The organism is Streptomyces sp. NPDC101165 (genome assembly GCF_044768135.1).
Lineage (GTDB): Bacteria > Actinomycetota > Actinomycetes > Streptomycetales > Streptomycetaceae > Streptomyces.
Genome location: NZ_JBIWPG010000024.1, coordinates 116,905 through 135,050, shown reverse-complemented (window position 1 = coordinate 135,050; position 18,146 = coordinate 116,905). Strand labels below are relative to the sequence as shown.

The 18,146-nt window shown below is 72.1% G+C and carries 10 protein-coding genes and 1 pseudogene; 2 read left to right on the top strand and 9 right to left on the bottom strand.

The genetic code is table 11. From position 1 onward, the window contains the following. A complete protein-coding gene (locus ACIRVH_RS38565) occupies nucleotides 1–4,311 on the bottom strand; it encodes an AAA family ATPase (protein ID WP_403963773.1) in 4,311 nt (1,436 codons plus the stop codon). A 49-nt stretch (nucleotides 4,312–4,360) separates the two neighbouring features. Continuing rightward, nucleotides 4,361–5,800, bottom strand: coding sequence for an esterase/lipase family protein (locus tag ACIRVH_RS38560; RefSeq protein WP_403963770.1), 1,440 nt, complete (start codon nucleotides 5,798–5,800; stop codon nucleotides 4,361–4,363). 193 nt (nucleotides 5,801–5,993) lie between these two features. On the opposite strand from ACIRVH_RS38560, the gene ACIRVH_RS38555 reads away from it, so the two are divergent. Together ACIRVH_RS38555 and ACIRVH_RS38550 are read left to right on the top strand one after the other, a co-directional pair. Continuing rightward, complete coding sequence (locus ACIRVH_RS38555) at nucleotides 5,994–6,734, top strand: chaplin (protein WP_403963767.1); 741 nt, start codon at nucleotides 5,994–5,996, stop codon at nucleotides 6,732–6,734. A gap of 183 nt (nucleotides 6,735–6,917) precedes the next feature. Beyond that, entirely contained in the window at nucleotides 6,918–8,897 is a 1,980-nt protein-coding gene (locus ACIRVH_RS38550; RefSeq protein WP_403963764.1) for a hypothetical protein, read from the top strand. An 18-nt stretch (nucleotides 8,898–8,915) separates the two neighbouring features. On the opposite strand, the pseudogene ACIRVH_RS38545 reads toward ACIRVH_RS38550, so the two are convergent. The 7 genes and pseudogenes from ACIRVH_RS38545 to kdpF all read right to left on the bottom strand — a co-directional run. Further along, nucleotides 8,916–9,953, bottom strand: a pseudogene (locus tag ACIRVH_RS38545) (PH domain-containing protein); the annotation flags it as partial. Nucleotides 9,954–10,089: 136 nt separating this feature from the next. Further along, a complete protein-coding gene (locus ACIRVH_RS38540; RefSeq protein WP_403963761.1) occupies nucleotides 10,090–12,636 on the bottom strand; it encodes a DUF4118 domain-containing protein in 2,547 nt (848 codons plus the stop codon). Between the two features lie 2 nt (nucleotides 12,637–12,638). Beyond that, nucleotides 12,639–13,322, bottom strand: coding sequence for a response regulator (locus tag ACIRVH_RS38535; protein WP_403963758.1), 684 nt, complete (start codon nucleotides 13,320–13,322; stop codon nucleotides 12,639–12,641). A gap of 91 nt (nucleotides 13,323–13,413) precedes the next feature. After that, entirely contained in the window at nucleotides 13,414–14,046 is a 633-nt protein-coding gene (locus ACIRVH_RS38530) for a potassium-transporting ATPase subunit C (RefSeq protein WP_403963756.1), read from the bottom strand. Nucleotides 14,047–14,051: 5 nt separating this feature from the next. Continuing rightward, nucleotides 14,052–16,178: a potassium-transporting ATPase subunit KdpB gene (gene kdpB, locus ACIRVH_RS38525; RefSeq protein WP_403963754.1), complete on the bottom strand. Its 2,127-nt coding sequence runs from the start codon at nucleotides 16,176–16,178 to the stop codon at nucleotides 14,052–14,054. Further along, nucleotides 16,178–17,839 carry a potassium-transporting ATPase subunit KdpA gene (kdpA, locus tag ACIRVH_RS38520; protein ID WP_403963752.1) on the bottom strand — a complete coding sequence of 554 codons (1,662 nt, stop codon included), beginning with the start codon at nucleotides 17,837–17,839 and terminating at the stop codon, nucleotides 16,178–16,180. The genes kdpB and kdpA overlap by 1 nt, the downstream gene beginning before the upstream one ends. Nucleotides 17,840–17,847: 8 nt before the next feature. After that, a complete protein-coding gene (kdpF, locus tag ACIRVH_RS38515; RefSeq protein WP_016434100.1) occupies nucleotides 17,848–17,937 on the bottom strand; it encodes a K(+)-transporting ATPase subunit F in 90 nt (29 codons plus the stop codon). Nucleotides 17,938–18,146: the final 209 nt, after the last annotated feature.

Sequence of the window (18,146 nt, the reverse complement as noted above, 5' to 3'; positions counted from 1 at the left end):
TCAGGCGACACCCGACGGCCTGTCAGCTCGTTCGCCGAACCGCACACGGTTCGGTCCCGTGTCCTCCGCGCCGGGTTCGGCGGGTCCGCCGTCCTCGGCCCACGCGCTCGGGTCGAGGCCGAGGACGACGATCCCGTCCTGGGTCCCCACCGCCACCCCGCCCTCGCCCAGCGCGGTCAGGGCGTGGCAGCGCAGTCCCAGCCGTACGGTGTGCAGCAGCCGGGTGCCCGTGCCGTTCCACACCCGCAGCTCGCCCTCGCGGCTCACGGTGACCAGCGCCCGGTGCCCGGCCGTGGGGCCGCGGACCACCGCCGGCGCGGCCAGCCGCCCCGTGTGCCCCGGGAACAGCGGGTTCCAGTGTCCGTCCGGGCCGGCGGACCACCAGACGTGATGGCCGCCCTCACCGGTGACGGCCAGGGCGGTCGTCGCGCCGTACGGGATCGCGGTCAGCGCCGTGAACGGCCCGGGCAGCCCCGTGTCGGCGGATCCCAGCAGGGTGCTGGTGCGCGCGTCCCACCAGCACAGCCCGCCGGACTCGGTGAGCCCGGCGAAGGCCTGCTGTCCGTCGGCGAGCCGGAGCCCGGCCAGGAACTGCACCGGCCCGCCACCGGGCGCCGCCCCGGCCGGTACGGCCGCCTCGATCCGCTCCCCCGCAGCGGCGACACCGCCGATCCGGACGCTCCCGTCGGTGTGGGCCGTGGCCAGCAGCCAGCCGCTCGCGGTGTCCTCCAGGGACGCCATGGCGACGACGGGGCCGCCCGGGTCCGGCGCGGTGTAGCGCACGCCGTCGGCCGCACCGAAGCGGGCGACACCGCCGTCGGCGTACGCCACGCACAGCAGGCCGCCGTCGGCCGGGTCGACGGCCTCGGTCAGGGCGTGCACCGGGGACGGCGGTGCCGCCGGCTGCCCGGCCGCGCTCCTGGCCCGCGGGCCCCACAGCCGTACGGTCCCGTCCTGACCCGCCGTCGCCAGCACCACCCCGTCCTGCGGATCCGTGTACGCCGTCACCGCGTGCACCGGACCCTCGTGCCCCGTGAGCCGGCCCAACTCCCGCTCGCCCCGTGGGTCCCACAGCCGCACGGTCCCGTCCTGACCCGCCGTCGCCAAGACGACCCCGTCCTGCGGATCCGTGTACGCCGTCACCGCGTGCACCGGACTCTCGTGCCCCGTGAGCCGGCCCAACTCCCGCCCGTCGCCTGGGTCCCACAGCCGCACGGTCCCGTCCTGACCCGCCGTCGCCAAGACGACCCCGTCGTCCGGATCGATGTACGTCGTCACCGCGTGCACGCCGGTCTCGTGGGCCCGCCACTCGCGCTCGAAACGGCGGCGGTCCGGCCGCCACACCAGGACCCAGCCCTTGCCGTCGGCCGTGACGAGCCGCTCGCGCCGTGGGCCGGTGCCGGGCAGCGTGTAGACGGTCATGCCGTGCACCGGGCCGCGGTGACCGGTGCGGTGGTGCCGGTCCTCCCGGCCCTCGGCCGGGTCGAACAGCCGGAGCCGGCCCTGGAGATCGCCGATCGCCAGCTTTCCCGCGAACGGCGCCATGGCCCGTACGGCGTCCCCGAGCAGCGAGTACTCCGTGTTCGCCGGGCGTCCGGTCAGCACGTCCCAGAGCCGCAGCGTCCGGTCGTCCCCGGCGGCGGCGAGCCAGTCCTTGCCGCTCGGTCCGCACAGCGGGGCGAGCACCCACTGGGATCCGTCCCGGGGTCCGCCGCGCAGCGCGGGCGCCGTTTCGAGGCCGGTGCTCAGGTCCCAGGCCCGCACCACCCCGGCGTCCCCGGCGCCGACCAGCAGCTGCCGCCCGTCCGTGCGCCGGGCGAGCACCCGCAGGGACCGCATCGGGACGTGCAGGTCGGCGAGGGTCACGTGCGGGGCGTGCGGCTGCAGCGCGGCCCAGCGCACGGTCCAGGGCGCGGCGGGACCGTCGTACTCCTGGGCGGGCTCGGCCGGGGCGGCGCCCGTGGTCCGCCAGGTGCCGAGTTCGCGCAGTCCTCTGCGGTCGCCCGGGCCCGCGGTCACGGCCAGGTGCACCAGCGCCAGGGCCCCGGTGACCGCCGGGGGCAGCGCACCGAGCCCGGCGCCGGACCGCAGCGCGGCGCCGGCCAGCGCCGCCGGGTCGAGATGGTCGAGCACCCCGGGGTGGCCGGCCAGCACCCGCCATCCTCTCGGGCCCGCCTCGGCGGCGTGCGCGGCGAGATGGCGCAGCAGGTAGGGGTGCGGCCGGGGCAGGGCCGTCATCCGCTTGTCCTTCGTGGCGGCGAGACGGGTCAGGGCGGTGACGACGCGGAGCCGGTCGTCTCGTGCCCGGGCGGATTCCTGCGGGGCGCCCACGTCCTGCGGGGCGTCGGCCTGCATGTCGTCGCCGAGGAGGAAGTCGCGGAAGGTGCGGTGCGCCAGGCGGTAGACGGCCTGTCCGTCCTCGGCGTCGAGCATGATGTACGGCGCCGCCGCCTGCGACACGGCTTCCAGCAGCCCGGCGTCGACGGGAGTGTCGCTCAGCGCCGAGGCGACGGTGGCCCAGATCCGCTCGGCCCGGGGAAGCCCGTGGCCCTGTGCGAAGGCCAGCGCGCGCAGCACCGCCGTACTGCCGGGCAACGCGACCTGCAGGCGCCGGACGACGGCGGCGAACAGCCGTCGGTGGTCCTTGCCGAGCAGGTCGGCCAGGTCCGCCCGTCTGCTGTCCAGCAGCAGCGACGGGTCGGCGATGATCTCGTGCACGGCCAGCGTGGCGTAGAGGAAGTCGCGCTCCGCGCCCGCCTGCGGCGCCACGACGAGCACGCCGACGCGCTGCACGGCCGCCTCCAGGTCGATGTCCAGGTGCTGGAACGCGGCGCGTTCGGCGCGCAGGACCTCGCGCACGTAGATGGCGAGATCCTGCGGATCCGGGCGCAGGCGCAGGGTGTTCGCCGCGTCGCACCCCAGCCCGTCGAGCAGGTCCTCGGTGACGGCACGCGGTACGTCGAGGCTGTCCGCGGACGACGGCCGGGTGCCGGCCACCACCCGTACGTCGGGCAGCGTGCCGAGCAGGCGCAGCAGGTCGGCGAGCCGGTTCGGGTCGGCCGACGCGTCCAGCCCGTCGGCGAACAGGGTCCTGCGCCGCCGGCCGCCCGCCCGGACGGCGTCCAGGAGGGCCCGTATGCGTTCGTCGTCGCCCGCCGTGTCGGGCGGGGCCGGTACGGCGAACACCTGGGCCAGTTGACCGACGACCTGCCGGACCGAGGCGCCGGTGAGGTTGAGGAAGGTGTCCGCGCGGGGCAGCGGGACGTCCTCGGGCCACGGCTCGTGCCGGGGTGCCTCGCCGGCCGTGGCCCGCTCCGCCGACCGGCCGGTCCGTAACAGGATGTGGCCCAGCAGCGCGGACTTGCCGCAGCCGGGCGGTCCGGTGACCGCCAGCAGGCCGTGGTCTGCGGCCGCCAGCCAGTCGGCGATGCGGCTGCGTTCCTCGGTCCGGCCGACGAAGAACCACGACAGCTCGCCGGTGGGGGCGTCCGCCTCGACCGGGGTACGCGGCGGCGGCAGCACGGCCTCACCGCGGGCCGATCCGGCCGGCTCGGGCGACGACAGGAGTTCTCCGCGCGGCCGGGCGTAGTCCTCCAGCGTCATGATCACGGGCCGGCCCGCCGGGTTCCGGCGGGCCACCTGCTCGTCTCCGTCGAGCAGGCAGAGCACCCGGCCCGGCGACAGCAGGTCCTGGATGCGCTGCGCCAGGTCCCTGAGCCGGATGTGGCTGTAGTTGTCGGAGAACTCGGCCAGCACCCGGGTGAGCACCTCGCGGAAGGAGGCCACGTACCCGCTGCCCTGGTCCGCGCCCGAACCGATGAGCAGCAGGCGGACGGCGGCGCGCTGCCGGAGGACGAACGCCAGCAGCTCCTCGACGAACCGGGCGGCGCCGCAGGCCTCGACCACCACGACCGCCCAGTGGTCCTCGGCCGCCCGGCGCCGGAAGTTGTCCACGAGGTGCCTGCCCAGTTCCTCGGGCGTGACGGAGTCGTCCTCACCGTCGGTGCCGGCGCCGCGCACGGCGAGCAGGGCGTCGTCCTGGTTGGACTCGCCATGGCCGAACCACAGCAGCATGGAGTTGCGCGGCGGGCGCGCCCTGGCCCATTCCCGCAGCCGGACCTGGGTGGCGCCCAGGGTGCGGTCCTCGCCCTCCCAGGCCCGGAATTCGCCGCCCCACTCGGTCAACAGCCCGGCCACGCCGTCCGCTTCGGCCACGACCTCGTGGACCTCGGCGAACCGGTCGCCGTCGACGTAGCTGTCCATCGGCACCGTGACGACGACGAAGCCCTCGTCCTGTACGTCCCCGTCCATGCGGCCCCAGCCCCCCGTGCGTCGTCCCGTATCCGCGTCCTCGGACCGGTCAGGCCACCATGACCAGCCGGGTCACCGGGTCGCCGCCGCCTCCCACCTTCACGCGGTACAGCCCCGGCTCGTCGAGCCGGACGCGGGCGCCGAGCACGCCGTCCCGACCCGGTACGGACATCAGCACGGGCCTGCGGACCGGGTCCTGGAGCATCTCGGCGCCGGCGTCCTCCACCAGGCAGCTGACCCGGCCCGGGTCCTGCTCGGTGCGCACCACGACCTCGAACTCGGTGCCGACCGGGACCCGGTCCGGGAGGTCGAGGCCCACGTCGGTGCCGCCGAGCCGGGCGCCGCGCCGGCCTCCGGTGAGCAGGCCCTGGGTGTAGTCGATGACCGAGCCGGTGACCGGGAGGGCGGCGTGCTGCTGGGCCACGGCGTACGTGTCCACGTCGCCGTGCGTGGTCGAGTAGCGGTAGACGGTGCCGTCGCCGCCGTGGTCGAACTCGACCAGCCGGCCGATCTCGTCGCGCAGGAGTTCATCGTCGTCGTGCCGGTCGTAGCCGACGTGCCGGGCCTCGACCACCCCGTCACGGATGCGCAGGGACTGCGTGGTCGGCTGGGCCGTGCCCTCCACGATCCGGTGGCCCGGCAGCGCGGCCTTGTCCAGCCGGGCGTGCAACTCGAAGGCGTCGCGGGCCAGTTCACGGTCTCCGCCGATGCTCTCCACGTCGGACGGGGTCAGCGCCACGACGTCGTCCCCGGTGTCCAGGCAGCGATAGCTGGGCAGCAGGTCGTGCACACCGGGCAGGGTGCGGGACAGGCGGCCGAGGTTCTTCGCGGGCAGACCCAGCATGCCGCGGCCGCTGTTGAGGATCTCCGTGGCCTTGACGGCGCCGTGGAAGGGCGTGCCCAGGGTGAGGACGGCGCGCACCTCGTCGAAGGCGCCGGGTATCAGCGCGAGCGCCGCGGTCAGCAGGCCGCCCATGGAGTGCGCGACGAGGACGATCCGGGCGGGCCGTTGGTCGGGGGCGCGGTCACGGGTGGCCACGCAGGCGGGGTGGGCACGCCAGGCGGTGAGATGCCGGTCGACCGCGTCGGCCAGCAATCCGGCATTGTGTTCGACGGGGAGGCGCCAGTCGTAGCCGAACTCGGCGACCGCGTCGCGATGGGCGACCACCTTGCGCAGGCTCTTCACCAGCGGCGTGTACGGCTCGAACCCGTCGGTGAGCGGCATCCAGGCGGGCGTGCGCAGCAGGCGGCCGGGCACCACCCGGCCGAGGCGGCCCGCTCGCTCGTCCTCGGTCAGCGCGAGCGCGTCCATGCCCTTGTCGAGGTCCCAACGGGCGGCGTACTCGGCCACCTTGGTCATACCCCAGAGCATGCGCCCCGTGGCGGCCTCGTATAACTCCGTGCCCATGATCCCGGGTACGACCAGGACGGCGTCGTGCGTCGCCACCGGCCGGACCGGGGGCCTGTCCCGGGGAATCGTCGGATACATGAAGCAAAGCTACTAGAGGAACGTACGAGAAGATGCCGACTTGGCGGCACATTCTGTGCGCACGTGCCACGAGCGGGATGTGTGAGGTTCGACGGCGCGAAAGGCTGATTCGTCATAACCCGGACGGGTAAACCACCGTTTCCTCCTTTGCGGGCGAGTGCCCGCGACCATGTATGGAAGGCAGGGAACCTAAATGAATCGGGTTACCCGTAACAGCGTGATCGCTGTCGTGGCCGCCTCGGGCGCGATGGCCGTGGCAGGGTCGGCGTACGCGGACTCGTCGGCGAACGGCTCCACGGCCGGTTCGCCCGGTGTGCTCTCCGGCAACACCATCCAGCTCCCCGTGCACGTCCCGGTGAACGTCTGCGGGAACACCGTGAACGTCGTGGGGCTCCTGAACCCGGCCGCGGGCAACTCCTGTGCCAACACCGGCGGTACGGGCGGCGCGAACGGCACCGGCGCCCAGGCGGCGGCCGAGGGCAAGACCACGGGCTCCCCGGGCGTCATCAGCGGCAACGGCGTCCAGCTGCCCGTGCACCTCCCGGTGAACGTCAGCGGCAACACGGTGAACGCGGCCGGGGTCCTCAACCCGGTGTTCGGCAACACGTCCGTGAACGGCGGCTCCAGCGTCACCACTCCGCCCAAGACGGAGCAGCCCGGAACTCCCACCACGCCGCCGGTCAAGACTCCGCCGGTCAAGACCCCGCCGGTCAAGACCCCGCCGGTCAAGACCGTGCCTCCGGTGAAGAAGCCCCCCGTCCCGGTGAACCACCCGCAGCCGCGGCCGGGTCACACCATCACCGTGCACCCCGGTACGACCCCGCTCGCGCACACCGGTGCGGACGGCATGCTGCCCGTCGCCGGCGCGAGCGTGGCCCTGCTCCTCGGCGGGACCGTTCTCCGGCGGCGATTCCGCGCCACCGCAGCACGCTGACCCGACTCACGGCGTCCGCGCCCCGGCAATGACGCTCACCTGCGCATTGCCGGGCAAGCAGAAGCCGGAAATCTTGATCCACTCGAGACTGCCGGTTCCAGGCAATGTAAATCTTGGCCGGATACCGTCATCCTCCAGCCGGCACCGGGAACGGTGCCGTCGCCCAGGGGATCAGGAGTCGTAGTGGCAGTGAAGATACGGAGACCGGGAGCCGCCGCCGTCGTACTCGCGGCAGCAGCGGCGGCCGCGGTCGTATGGGGCCCCGCCCTGCCCGCCGCCGCTTCCGGGTACACGGCCTCGGCCGGTCCGTGGAACACCGCGGCCGGCGTCACCGGCTCGGACGGCCAGCAGAGTCTGGTCGACGTCAAGGTGGCCGGTGACGGCACCGCGTTCGCGCTGTGGCGCGACAAGCAGGCCGGGGCCTCCGACTGGGAGATCCGGGCCGCCGTCCGGGCCGCCGGCAGCGACACGTGGGGCGCGCCCAGGACGCTGGTCACGAACCAGGGCGCGAGCGCCAGGGCCGTGCTGGCGGTGACCGCCGACGGCGGTGCCGTGGTGACCTGGCTGACCGGCAACGGCGCCGACGGCTCGCTGGCCGCCCGCTTCACCGCCTGGGACGCGGTGGCGGGCGCCTGGTCGGACCCGGGCACCCTCGCGACCCACGACGGCCTGGACATGTCCACTCCGCGTCTCGCCGCTGCGGCCGACGGCACCGTCACCGCCGTGTGGGACCAGGGTGACGGCTCCCTGCACTACCAGGTGATGACCGCCACCCTCGCCCCCGGCGCGTCCGCCTGGTCCGCGGCAAAGCCGCTGGGCTCCTTCGACAAGGGCTCCTTCTGGAGCCTCGACCTCGCGGTGGCTCCCGACGGAGCGGCCACCACGGTGTGGGAGACCCGCGACAAGCTCGACGACGACAAGCACGTCGTCTCCACCGTCACCCGCTCCACCGCCACCGGCGACTGGAGCAGCCCCGCGGTCCTGCCCGGCACCACCGCCACCTCCGGCGACGCGCTGGTGTCGATGGACGCCCACGGCCGCACCACCGTGCTGTGGCACGACGCCAACGCCACCACGAACAAGACCGACCTGAAGTCCGCGACCCGGACGTCGCCCACCGGGGACTGGGGCTCCGCGCAGACCGCGGTCGGCTCGATCGACGACGGCGACGCCGGCGGCCCGCTGGCCGCCCCCGACGGGGACGTCACCTACGTGTGGGAGGGCTGGAGCAACAGCGCCGGCACCCCGGTCGTGCAGACCACCACCCGCAGCGCCGCCACCGGCACCTGGTCCGCGCCGAAGACGCTGTCCACCGGGTACGTCGACCACCAGATGTCCGCCGCCATCGGCGCCGACGGCACCGTCCAGGTGGTGTGGCCGCAGACGCCCTCCATCGACAACGGCGACGACCACTACCTGGAGTGGGCGGTCCGGGCCGACGGCACGTGGAGCAAGGCGACCGCCCTCAACAGCGCGCCCGTCGCCGACGTCCCCGACACGGAGGCGCTGTCCGGTGAGATCGCCGCCGGCCCCGACGGCCGGGCCACGCTGGTGTGGCGCAAGGCGGTCGACATCTCCCCCGGCAGCTACACCTCCCAGCTGTGGGCCCAGTCCCAGACGCTCCTGACCAAGCCGGAGATCACCTCCAAGGCCACCGTCAGCGGGACCGCCCGCACCGGCTCCAAGCTCACCTGCAACGCCGCCTGGACCGGCTCCAACGCCACGGCCGCCTGGTCCTGGCTGCGCGATGGCAAGGCGATCCCGGGCGCCACCGCCAAGACCCGCACCCTGACCTCCGACGACTACGCCCACAAGGTGTCCTGCAAAGTCACGGTCAGCAACGGTGCCGGGGCGACCGGTTCCACCTCGCCGGCCGTCGCGGTCGCCGTCGGCCCCACCCTGAAGGTCACCAAGGCCCCGGCCGTCAGCGGCACCGCCAAGGTCGGCGCCAAGCTGACCGCGGCCCACGGGACCTGGTCGCCGGCCGCCACTTCCTACAGCTACTCCTGGAAGCGCAACGGCCACACCCTCACCGGCGCCACCCGGTCCACCTATGTGCCGGTGAAGGCCGACCGGGGTCAGAAGATCACGGTCAAGGTCACCGCCCACCGCTACGGCTGGACCGCCGGATCGGCCACGACCGCGTCCGTGACCGTGCGCTGAGCCGGTCACGAACCGTCGTCAGGCCCTGGCCGGCTCCAGCGCGCGGATGATGCGCGTCAGGTCGGCCGGGGCCGCGGCCAGTCGGATCGGGGTGCCGGCGTCGTCGAGTTCGGCGATGTGCCAGCTGCTGGGGACGGTGTCGCCGTCGCTGTCCCGGGCCCGTCGTACGTTCCCGACGGTGAGCCGCTCGACCGGGATGCGCTTCGCCGCGAAGCGGCCCGGGCCGGGGGCCACCGCGGGTGCGCCGTCCCCGAGGGCGATGTGGGTGCCGAAGCCGTGCGGGTTGAAGTCGGTGGGCTCCAGGAACCGGGCCGGCAGGAACACCTCGCCCTCATCCGGCTGTCGGGCCGCTCCGGCCGCTTCCACGTCCCCGGGTGTGCGGATGCGGGTCGCGCGCCAGGCCCCGGCGAGCAGGGCCAGGGTGAACAGCGAGCCCGCGGCCGCCCAGGTGATCTGCGTGGGCGAGGTGAGCAGGTCGGTGGGGTGCAGGAAGCACAGGGGCAGCAGCCACAGGGCGGTGCCGGCCAGGGCGCCCGCGAACGGCACGGCCGAGGGCAGGACTTCGTCGTCGGGCAGCCGGCGTCCGCGCAGCCTCATCAACACCTTCGCCGCCGGGTAGCCCGCGGCCAGGGCCAGCAGCGCCGCCACGACGGCCAGCGAGCGGGCGGTGGTGATGTGCTCGTGCCAGCTGTTCCCCGCGCCGGTCACCTTCCTCACCTGCCCGCGCCAGACGGTCAGTTCCACGTGGTCGCCGGCCCGGAAGTCCTGGGCCGCGTCGGCCGAGACCTGAAGTCGGTGCAGCGGCCGGCTGTCCGTGAAGTACAGCCAGCTGGGCTGCTTGGGCTGGTTGACGTCGGTGCGCGCGATCACGGCCGGGACGGTGGTCAGGCAGTCGTCACGCCGGGCGGCGGGCGTCTCGGCCGTGCAGGGCGTGGCCCGGCGCCAGGCCTGCTCGTCCGACGCGGCGTTCGGGACGAACCACGCGGCCACGCCGGCGGCCACGAGCAGCAGCGCGCAGAGGGCCAGCGACCCCGCCGAGCCCCTGCCCGCGGTGCGGCGCGGATGCGGTTGAACATTGGTCATGGGTACAGCTTCCGTCCCTGCACGGCGCCGGTTCTTGTGCGGATCCCGGCAGTGTCCGGGCGGCCGACCTTGCCGGGTTGCCACCCGCTCCGACCTGCGGAGCAGGCGTTCAGGTGATCGCCGTCTCCCGTGGTCCCGGCGCCAGCCGTGCCGGGGCCGCCCCGGACCTCGGCAGGCTGAGGACCATCGTGAGCCCGCCTCCGGGGGTGTCCTCGGCGTTCAGCGTGCCGCCGATCGCCTCCGCGAAGCCGCGGGCCACCGCGAGGCCGAGACCCACTCCGGTGCCGCGGGGTGAGTCGCCGTAGCGCTGGAAGGGCTCGAAGATGCGGGACTTGGCCTCGTCGGGCACGCCCGGGCCGCGGTCGACGACCCGGACCTCCACCCGGTCGGCGAGGGCGCTGGCCGCGACCAGGACCGGCTCGCCCGGCGGGCTGTATTTGACCGCGTTCTCCACGACGTTGGCGACCGACCGCTCCAGCAGGCCCCGGTCCACGTCGACCATGGGCAGGCTCTCCGGGATGTCCAGCTCGACGCTGTCCTCGGGTACGCCGCCCAGCGCCATCGGGATCACCTCGTCCAGGTCCGTCTCGCGGAGGAGCGGGGTGACGGTGCCGGTCTGCAGGCGGGACATGTCGAGGAGGTTGCCGACGAGGTGGTCCAGGCGGTCGGCGCCCTCCTCGATGGCCGCGAGGAGTTCGGCCCGGTCGGCCTCCGACCATTCGATGTCGTCCGTGCGCAGGGACGTGACCGCCGCCTTGATGCCGGCGAGCGGGGTGCGCAGGTCGTGGCTGACGGCGGCCAGCAGGGCGGTGCGGATGCGGTTGCCCTCGGCCAGTTCCTTCGCCTGGTCGGCCTCCTCCTGGAGGCGCCGGCGGTCCAGCACCACGACGGCCTGCGCGGCGAAGGCGGCGAGCACCCGGCGGTCCTCGGCGGGCAGGACACGGCCGGAGAGCGCGAGGGACATGTGGTCGCCGGCCGGGACCTCGACGTCCGCGTTCTCGGGGGTGGCGCAGGGACGCGGGCCCACGCTGCCCGCGCAGGTCCAGGGCGCCACGTCGCTCTCGCGTTCCAGCAGGGCGGCGGACTCCATGCCGAACGTCTCGCGGACCCGCTCCAGCAGCTCCTCCAGGCCGGTCTCGCCACGCAGCACACTGCCCGCGAGGAAGGAGAGGATCTCCGACTCCGCACGCAGCCGCGCCGCCTGCTGCGTGCGTCGGGCCGCCAGGCCCACCACCGAGGCGACCGACGCGGCGACCCCGACGAAGATCGCGATGGCGACGATGTTCTCCGGGTCGGCGATCGTCAGGGTGTGGACGGGCGGGGTGAAGTACCAGTTCAGCAGGAGGGATCCGACCACCGCCGAGGCCAGGGCCGGGAAGAGGCCGCCCAGCAGGGCCGCCGCCACCGTCGCCGTCAGGAACAGCAGCATGTCGTTGGCGAGCCCGACGTCCGGGAAGACACCGCTCAGCAGCCAGGTCAGCAGGACGGGCCCGGCGATGCCGACCAGCCAGCCCCAGACGATCCGGGCCCGGCCGAGCCGCGCGCCCCGGGCCACGGGCAGCCCGCGGCCCTTGCCCGCCTCGTCGTGGGTGATGAGGTGGACGTCGAGGTCGGGTCCCGACTCCACGGCCACCGTGGCGCCGACGCCGGGCCCGAAGACGTACTGCCAGCCCTTGCGGCGGGAGACGCCGAGCACGATCTGGGTGGCGTTGACACCGCGCGCGAAGTCCAGCAGCGCGGCCGGTATGTCGTCGCCCACCACGTGGTGGAAGGTGCCGCCCAGATCCTCCACGAGGGTGCGCTGGACGGCCAGCTCCTTCGGGGAGGCCGAGGTCAGGCCGTCGCTGCGGGCTATGTAGACGGCCATGACCTCACCGCCGGCGCCCTTCTCGGCGAGCCGTGCGGCGCGCCGGATCAGGGTGCGCCCTTCGGGGCCGCCGGTCAGGCCGACCACGATCCGCTCGCGCGAACCCCAGATGGCCGAGACCCGGTGCTCGGTGCGGTACTCCTGCAGATAGGCGTCGACCCGGTCGGCGACCCACAGCAGCGCCAGCTCGCGCAGGGCGGTCAGGTTCCCGGGCCGGAAGTAGTTCGAGAGGGCCGCGTCGACCTTGTCGGGCTTGTAGATGTTGCCGTGCGCCATACGGCGGCGCAGCGCCTCCGGCGACATGTCGACCAGTTCGATCTGGCCGGCCCGCCGTACGACCTCGTCGGGCACCGTCTCCCGCTGCCGCACCCCGGTGATCGACTCCACGACGTCGCCGAGGGACTCCAGATGCTGGATGTTGACGGTCGAGATCACGTCGATCCCGGCCGCGAGCAGCTCCTCGACGTCCTGCCAGCGCTTGGCGTTGCGGGAGCCGGGGACGTTGGTGTGGGCGAGTTCGTCGACGAGGGCCACCTGGGGACGGCGGGCGAGGACCGCGTCGACGTCCATCTCGGTGAAGGAGCTGTCCCGGTACCCGATCTCCTTGCGCGGTATCTGTTCCAGGCCGTGCAGCATCACCTCGGTGCGCGGCCGGTGGTGGTGCTCGACGAACGCGACCACGCAGTCGGTGCCCCGCTCCACCCGGCGGTGCGCCTCGGACAGCATGGCGTAGGTCTTGCCGACGCCTGGAGCCGCGCCGAGGTAGATACGGAGCTTGCCGCGTGCCATGGTCACCCTTCGAAGCGGTAGCCCATGCCGGGCTCGGTGATGAGATAACGGGGGCTCGAGGGGTCGGACTCGAGTTTGCGTCGCAACTGGGCCATGTAGACCCGCAGATAGTTGGTCTTGTTGCTCTGGGAGACGCCCCAGACCTCGTGCAGCAGCTGCTTCTGGGTGATCAGGCGGCCGGGGTGGGTGACCAGGATCTCCAGCAGGTGCCATTCGGTCGGGGTGAGGCGTACGTCGACGCCGTCCCGTACGACCTTCTTCGCGAGCAGGTCGATGGTGAACCCGTCCGTCTGGACCAGCGTGGTCTCCGGGACCATCGGCAGGTCCTCGGTGCGGCGGACGGCGGCCCGCAGCCGGGCCAGCAGTTCGTCCATGCTGAACGGCTTGGTGATGTAGTCGTCGGCGCCGGCGTCGAGGGCCGAGACCTTCTCGTCGGAGGACTGCCGGGCGGACAGGACCATGATCGGTACCCGGGTCCAGCCGCGCACGGCCCTGATGACGTCGACGCCGTCCATGTCGGGCAGGCCGAGGTCGAGCAGCACCACGTCCGGCTGGCGGGTCGCCGCCAGCCGCAGCGCGGTGGCGCCGTCGGGGGCCGCGTCGACGCCGTACTTGCGGGCCTGCAGATTGATCACGAGGGCCCGTACGAGCTGCGGGTCGTCCTCCACCACGAGCACCCGGGTCATGGGTGTACGCCTCTCCTGTCATGGCTGCGGGAGCCGGCGGTGCCGGGATGTCTCCCGGTCCGCCGGCTCCCGTGCGGGTCGCGTAAGGCCGTCACTGCTTCGCCGCGAGATCCTTGAGCGCGATGTTGAGTTCAAGGACGTTCACCCGGGGCTCGCCGATGAAGCCCAGGGTGCGGCCCTCGGTGTGGTCCTTGACCAGCTTGTCGACCGCGGCGACGGACAGGCCGTTCCTCGCGGCGACCCGGTGCACCTGGAGTTCGGCGTACTCCGGGGAGATGGCCGGGTCCAGGCCGGAGCCGGAGGAGGTGACGGCGTCGGCGGGGACCTGCGCGGGGCGGACGGTGTAGCCCGGCACCGAGTTGTCCTTGACCACCTTGGCCTTGGCGTCCTCGACCTGCTTGAGCAGGACCTTGCTGTCGGCGGCGAGGTTGGTCGCGCCCGAAAGGATCAGCTTGTACCGGGTGTTGACCGAGTTCGTGCCCAGTCCGTTGGCAGGACGGGGCTGGAAGTACGTGAGGCTGTAGCCCTGTTGCCCGATCAGGGACGAGCCGACGACCTTGCCGTCCGCCTTGATCTCGGAACCGTTCGCCTTGTCGTGGAACAGCCCCTGGGCGATGCCGGTGACGACCAGCGGGTAGATGACACCGGTCACCAGGGTCAGCACGAGCAGCGCCCGCAGGCCCGCCCCGAGCAACCGGACGGTGTTCGTTACGGAGTTGTTCATGGCGATCAGCCGATCCCGGGGATGAAGGAGATGATCACGTCGATGATCTTGATGCCGATGAAGGGGGCGATCAGGCCGCCGATGCCGTAGATCCCGAGGTTGCGCCGCAGCATCTTGTCCGCGCTCACCGGCCGGTACTGCACGCCCTTGAGGGACAGCGGCACCAGCGCGATGATGATCAGCGCGTTGAAGACGACGGCCGACAGGATCGCGGAGTTGGGCGAGGACAGCTGCATGATGTTCAGCTTGTCCAGGCCCGGGTAGACCGCCGCGAACAGCGCCGGGATGATCGCGAAGTACTTCGCGACGTCGTTGGCGATGGAGAACGTGGTCAGCGCACCGCGGGTGATCAGCAGTTGCTTGCCGATCTCGACGATCTCGATGAGCTTCGTCGGGTTGGAGTCGAGGTCGACCATGTTGCCGGCCTCCTTGGCGGCCGACGTACCGGTGTTCATCGCCACGCCGACGTCCGCCTGGGCCAGCGCGGGCGCGTCGTTGGTGCCGTCACCGGTCATGGCGACCAGCTTGCCGCCGGCCTGCTCCCGCTTGATGAGGGCCATCTTGTCCTCGGGAGTGGCCTCCGCGAGGAAGTCGTCGACGCCCGCCTCCTCGGCGATCGCCTTGGCGGTCAGCGGGTTGTCACCCGTGATCATGACCGTCTTGATGCCCATGCGGCGCAGTTCCTCGAACCGCTCCCGCATGCCTTCCTTGACGACGTCCTTGAGGTGGATGACGCCCAGGACGCGGGCGCCCTGCTCGTCCTCGATCGCGACCAGCAGCGGCGTGCCGCCGGCCTCGGAGATACGGTTCGCGACGGTGTCCGCGTCCTTGGCGACCGTGCCGCCCCGCTCCTGAACCCACGCGATGACCGAGGCGGTGGCGCCCTTGCGGACCTCGCGGCCGTCGACGTCCACGCCGGACATACGGGTCTGGGCGGTGAAGGCGATCCACTCGGCGTGCGCCAGCTCGCCCTGGTGCCGCTCGCGCAGCCCGTACTTCTCCTTCGCCAGGACGACGATGGAGCGGCCCTCGGGCGTCTCGTCCGCGAGGGAGGACAGCTGGGCCGCGTCCGCGACCTCCGCCTCGGTGGTGCCCTTCACCGGCACGAACTCGGCGGCCTGGCGGTTGCCGAGGGTGATGGTGCCGGTCTTGTCGAGCAGCAGCGTCGAGACGTCACCGGCGGCCTCGACCGCACGGCCCGACATCGCCAGCACGTTGCGCTGCACCAGGCGGTCCATGCCCGCGATGCCGATCGCGGAGAGCAGGGCGCCGATGGTGGTCGGGATCAGGCAGACCAGCAGGGCGACCAGCACGACCATGGTCAGATGCGTGCCCGCGTAGTCGGCGAACGGCGGCAGGGTGGCCACCGCGAGCAGGAAGACGATGGTCAGCGAGGCGAGCAGGATGTTCAGCGCGATCTCGTTGGGCGTCTTCTGGCGCGCGGCGCCCTCGACCAGGTTGATCATCCGGTCGATGAAGGTCTCGCCGGGCTTCGTCGTGATCTTGATGACGATCCGGTCGGACAGCACCTTCGTGCCGCCGGTCACGGCCGAGCGGTCACCGCCGGACTCACGGATGACCGGAGCCGACTCACCGGTGATCGCCGACTCGTCTACCGAGGCGACTCCCTCGATGACGTCACCGTCACCGGGGATGATGTCGCCCGCCTCGCAGACCACCAGGTCACCGATCTTCAACTCGGTACCGGGCACCCGCTCTTCGGAATCGCCCACCAGCCGGCGGGCGACCGTGTCGGTCTTGGCCTTGCGCAGGGTGTCGGCCTGCGCCTTGCCGCGGCCCTCGGCGACGGCCTCCGCGAGGTTGGCGAAGAGCACGGTCAGCCACAGCCAGGCGCTGATCGTCCAGCCGAACCAGTCGGTCGGGTCCTTGAAGGAGAACACCGTGGTGAGCACGGAGCCGATCCACACCACGAACATCACGGGGGACTTGACCATCACCCGTGGGTCGAGCTTGCGGAACGCGTCCGGCAGCGACTTGATCAGTGCCTTGGGTTCGAACAGGCCCGCTCCGACACGGCTTTCGGCGGGCTTGTGCCCGGTCGGGGCGTCCTGGTGGGGCGCGAGAGTGGGAGTGGACATCGAGTCCTCGTGCTTCTGTACGTCGGTGCTCATCACGCCAGTCCTTCCGCGAGCGGACCCAGAGCGAGGGCCGGGAAGTACGTGAGACCGGTGATGATCAGGATCGCGCCCACCAGCAGGCCGGTGAACAGCGGCTTCTCCGTGCGCAGGGTGCCCGCGGTCACCGGGACGGGCTTCTGCTCGGCGAGCGAGCCGGCCAGCGCCAGAACGAAGATCATGGGCAGGAAGCGGCCGAACAGCATCGCGAGCCCGGTCATGGTGTTGTACCAGTCGGTGTTCGCGTTCAGACCCGCGAACGCCGAGCCGTTGTTGTTCGACGCCGACGTGAACGCGTACAGCACCTCGGAGAAGCCGTGCGCGCCCGAGTTGAGCATCGAGTTCGGCGGGGTCGGCAGCGCCATGGAGGCCGCGCTGAAGACCAGCACCAGCGCCGGGGTGATCAGGATGTACGCGGCCGCCAGCTTCATCTCGCGGGCGCCGATCTTCTTGCCCAGGTACTCGGGCGTACGGCCGACCATCAGACCGGCGATGAACACGGCGATCACCGCCATGATCAGCATGCCGTAGAGGCCGGAGCCGGTACCACCGGGCGCGATCTCGCCCAGCATCATGCTCAGCATCGTGATGCCGCCGCCGAGCCCGGTGAAGGAGGAGTGGAAGGAGTCCACCGCACCGGTCGAGGTGAGTGTGGTCGACACCGCGAAGATCGACGAGCCGCCGATCCCGAAGCGGACCTCCTTGCCCTCCATCGCCCCGCCGGCCGCCTGCAGCGCCGGGCCGTGGTGGGCGAACTCGGTCCACATCATCAGGGCGGTGAAGCCCAGCCAGATGGTGAACATCGTGGCGAGGATGGCGTAGCCCTGCTTCACGTTCCCGACCATCACACCGAAGGTGCGGGTCAGCGCGAACGGGATCACCAGGATCAGGAAGATCTCGAAGAGGTTGGTGAACGGAGTCGGGTTCTCGAACGGGTGGGCGGAGTTGGCGTTGAAGTAGCCGCCGCCGTTGGTGCCCAGCTCCTTGATGGCCTCCTGCGAGGCCACCGCGCCGCCGTTCCACTGCTGCGAGCCACCCATGAACTGGCCGACCTCGTGGATGCCGGAGAAGTTCTGGATCGCACCGCACGCCACCAGCACGACGGCGGCGATGACCGCACCCGGCACCAGGATCCGCAGCGTGCCGCGCACCAGGTCGGACCAGAAGTTGCCCAGCTCACCGGTGCGCGAACGCGCGAAACCGCGCACCAGGGCCACGGCGACGGCGATGCCGACGGCCGCGGACAGGAAGTTCTGCACGGCCAGACCAGCGGTCTGCACGACGTGCCCCATGGTCTGCTCGCCGTAGTACGACTGCCAGTTCGTGTTGGTCACGAACGACACGGCCGTGTTGAACGACTGCGCCGGGTTGACCGAGGAGAAGTGCAGCGATCCGGGCAGCACGCCCTGGAGCCGCTGCAGCAGGTAGAGGAACAGAACGCTCACGGCCGAGAAGGCGAGGACACCGCGCAGGTACGCGGGCCAGGTCATCTCGGCGTCGGGGTTGGCACCGATGCCCTTGTAGATCCACTTCTCGACCCGCAGGTGCTTGTCGGAGGAGTAGACCCGGGCCATGTAGGTGCCAACGGGGACGTAGACGAGCGCCAGCGCGCCTATGAGCGCGAGGAGCTGGAGCACGCCGGCCAGTACGGGACCCATGTCAGCTCTCAGAACCTCTCCGGGAAGATCAGGGCGAGGACGAGATAGCCCAGCAGGGCGACGGCCACGACGAGGCCGACGATGTTCTCGGCGGTCACAGCTTGGTCACCCCCTTGGCGACAAGAGCCACCAGCGCGAAACCCGCGATCACGGTGACGACGAAGGCCAGATCGGCCATCGCGAACTCCTGGAGTGAGGTTCGGTTGAAACGGACGGTTCGAGGAAAGCGCCTCCGTGGCCGGATCCGGTCACCCGTTGACGACCCTCTTACGGCGTCCCTCACGGCTTTGACGGGTCTCTTACGGAC

Excerpts from the sequence above, each read along its gene's own strand:
- ACIRVH_RS38555 (WP_403963767.1), top strand. The coding sequence starts at position 5,994 with ATGAATCGGGTTACCCGTAACAGCGTGATCGCTGTCGTGGCCGCCTCG.
- kdpA (WP_403963752.1), bottom strand. The coding sequence starts at position 17,839 with ATGGGTCCCGTACTGGCCGGCGTGCTCCAGCTCCTCGCGCTCATAGGC.
- ACIRVH_RS38565 (WP_403963773.1), bottom strand. The coding sequence starts at position 4,311 with ATGGACGGGGACGTACAGGACGAGGGCTTCGTCGTCGTCACGGTGCCG.
- kdpB (WP_403963754.1), bottom strand. The coding sequence starts at position 16,178 with ATGAGCACCGACGTACAGAAGCACGAGGACTCGATGTCCACTCCCACT.
- ACIRVH_RS38530 (WP_403963756.1), bottom strand. The coding sequence starts at position 14,046 with ATGAACAACTCCGTAACGAACACCGTCCGGTTGCTCGGGGCGGGCCTG.
- ACIRVH_RS38540 (WP_403963761.1), bottom strand. The coding sequence starts at position 12,636 with ATGGCACGCGGCAAGCTCCGTATCTACCTCGGCGCGGCTCCAGGCGTC.
- ACIRVH_RS38560 (WP_403963770.1), bottom strand. The coding sequence starts at position 5,800 with ATGTATCCGACGATTCCCCGGGACAGGCCCCCGGTCCGGCCGGTGGCG.
- ACIRVH_RS38535 (WP_403963758.1), bottom strand. The coding sequence starts at position 13,322 with ATGACCCGGGTGCTCGTGGTGGAGGACGACCCGCAGCTCGTACGGGCC.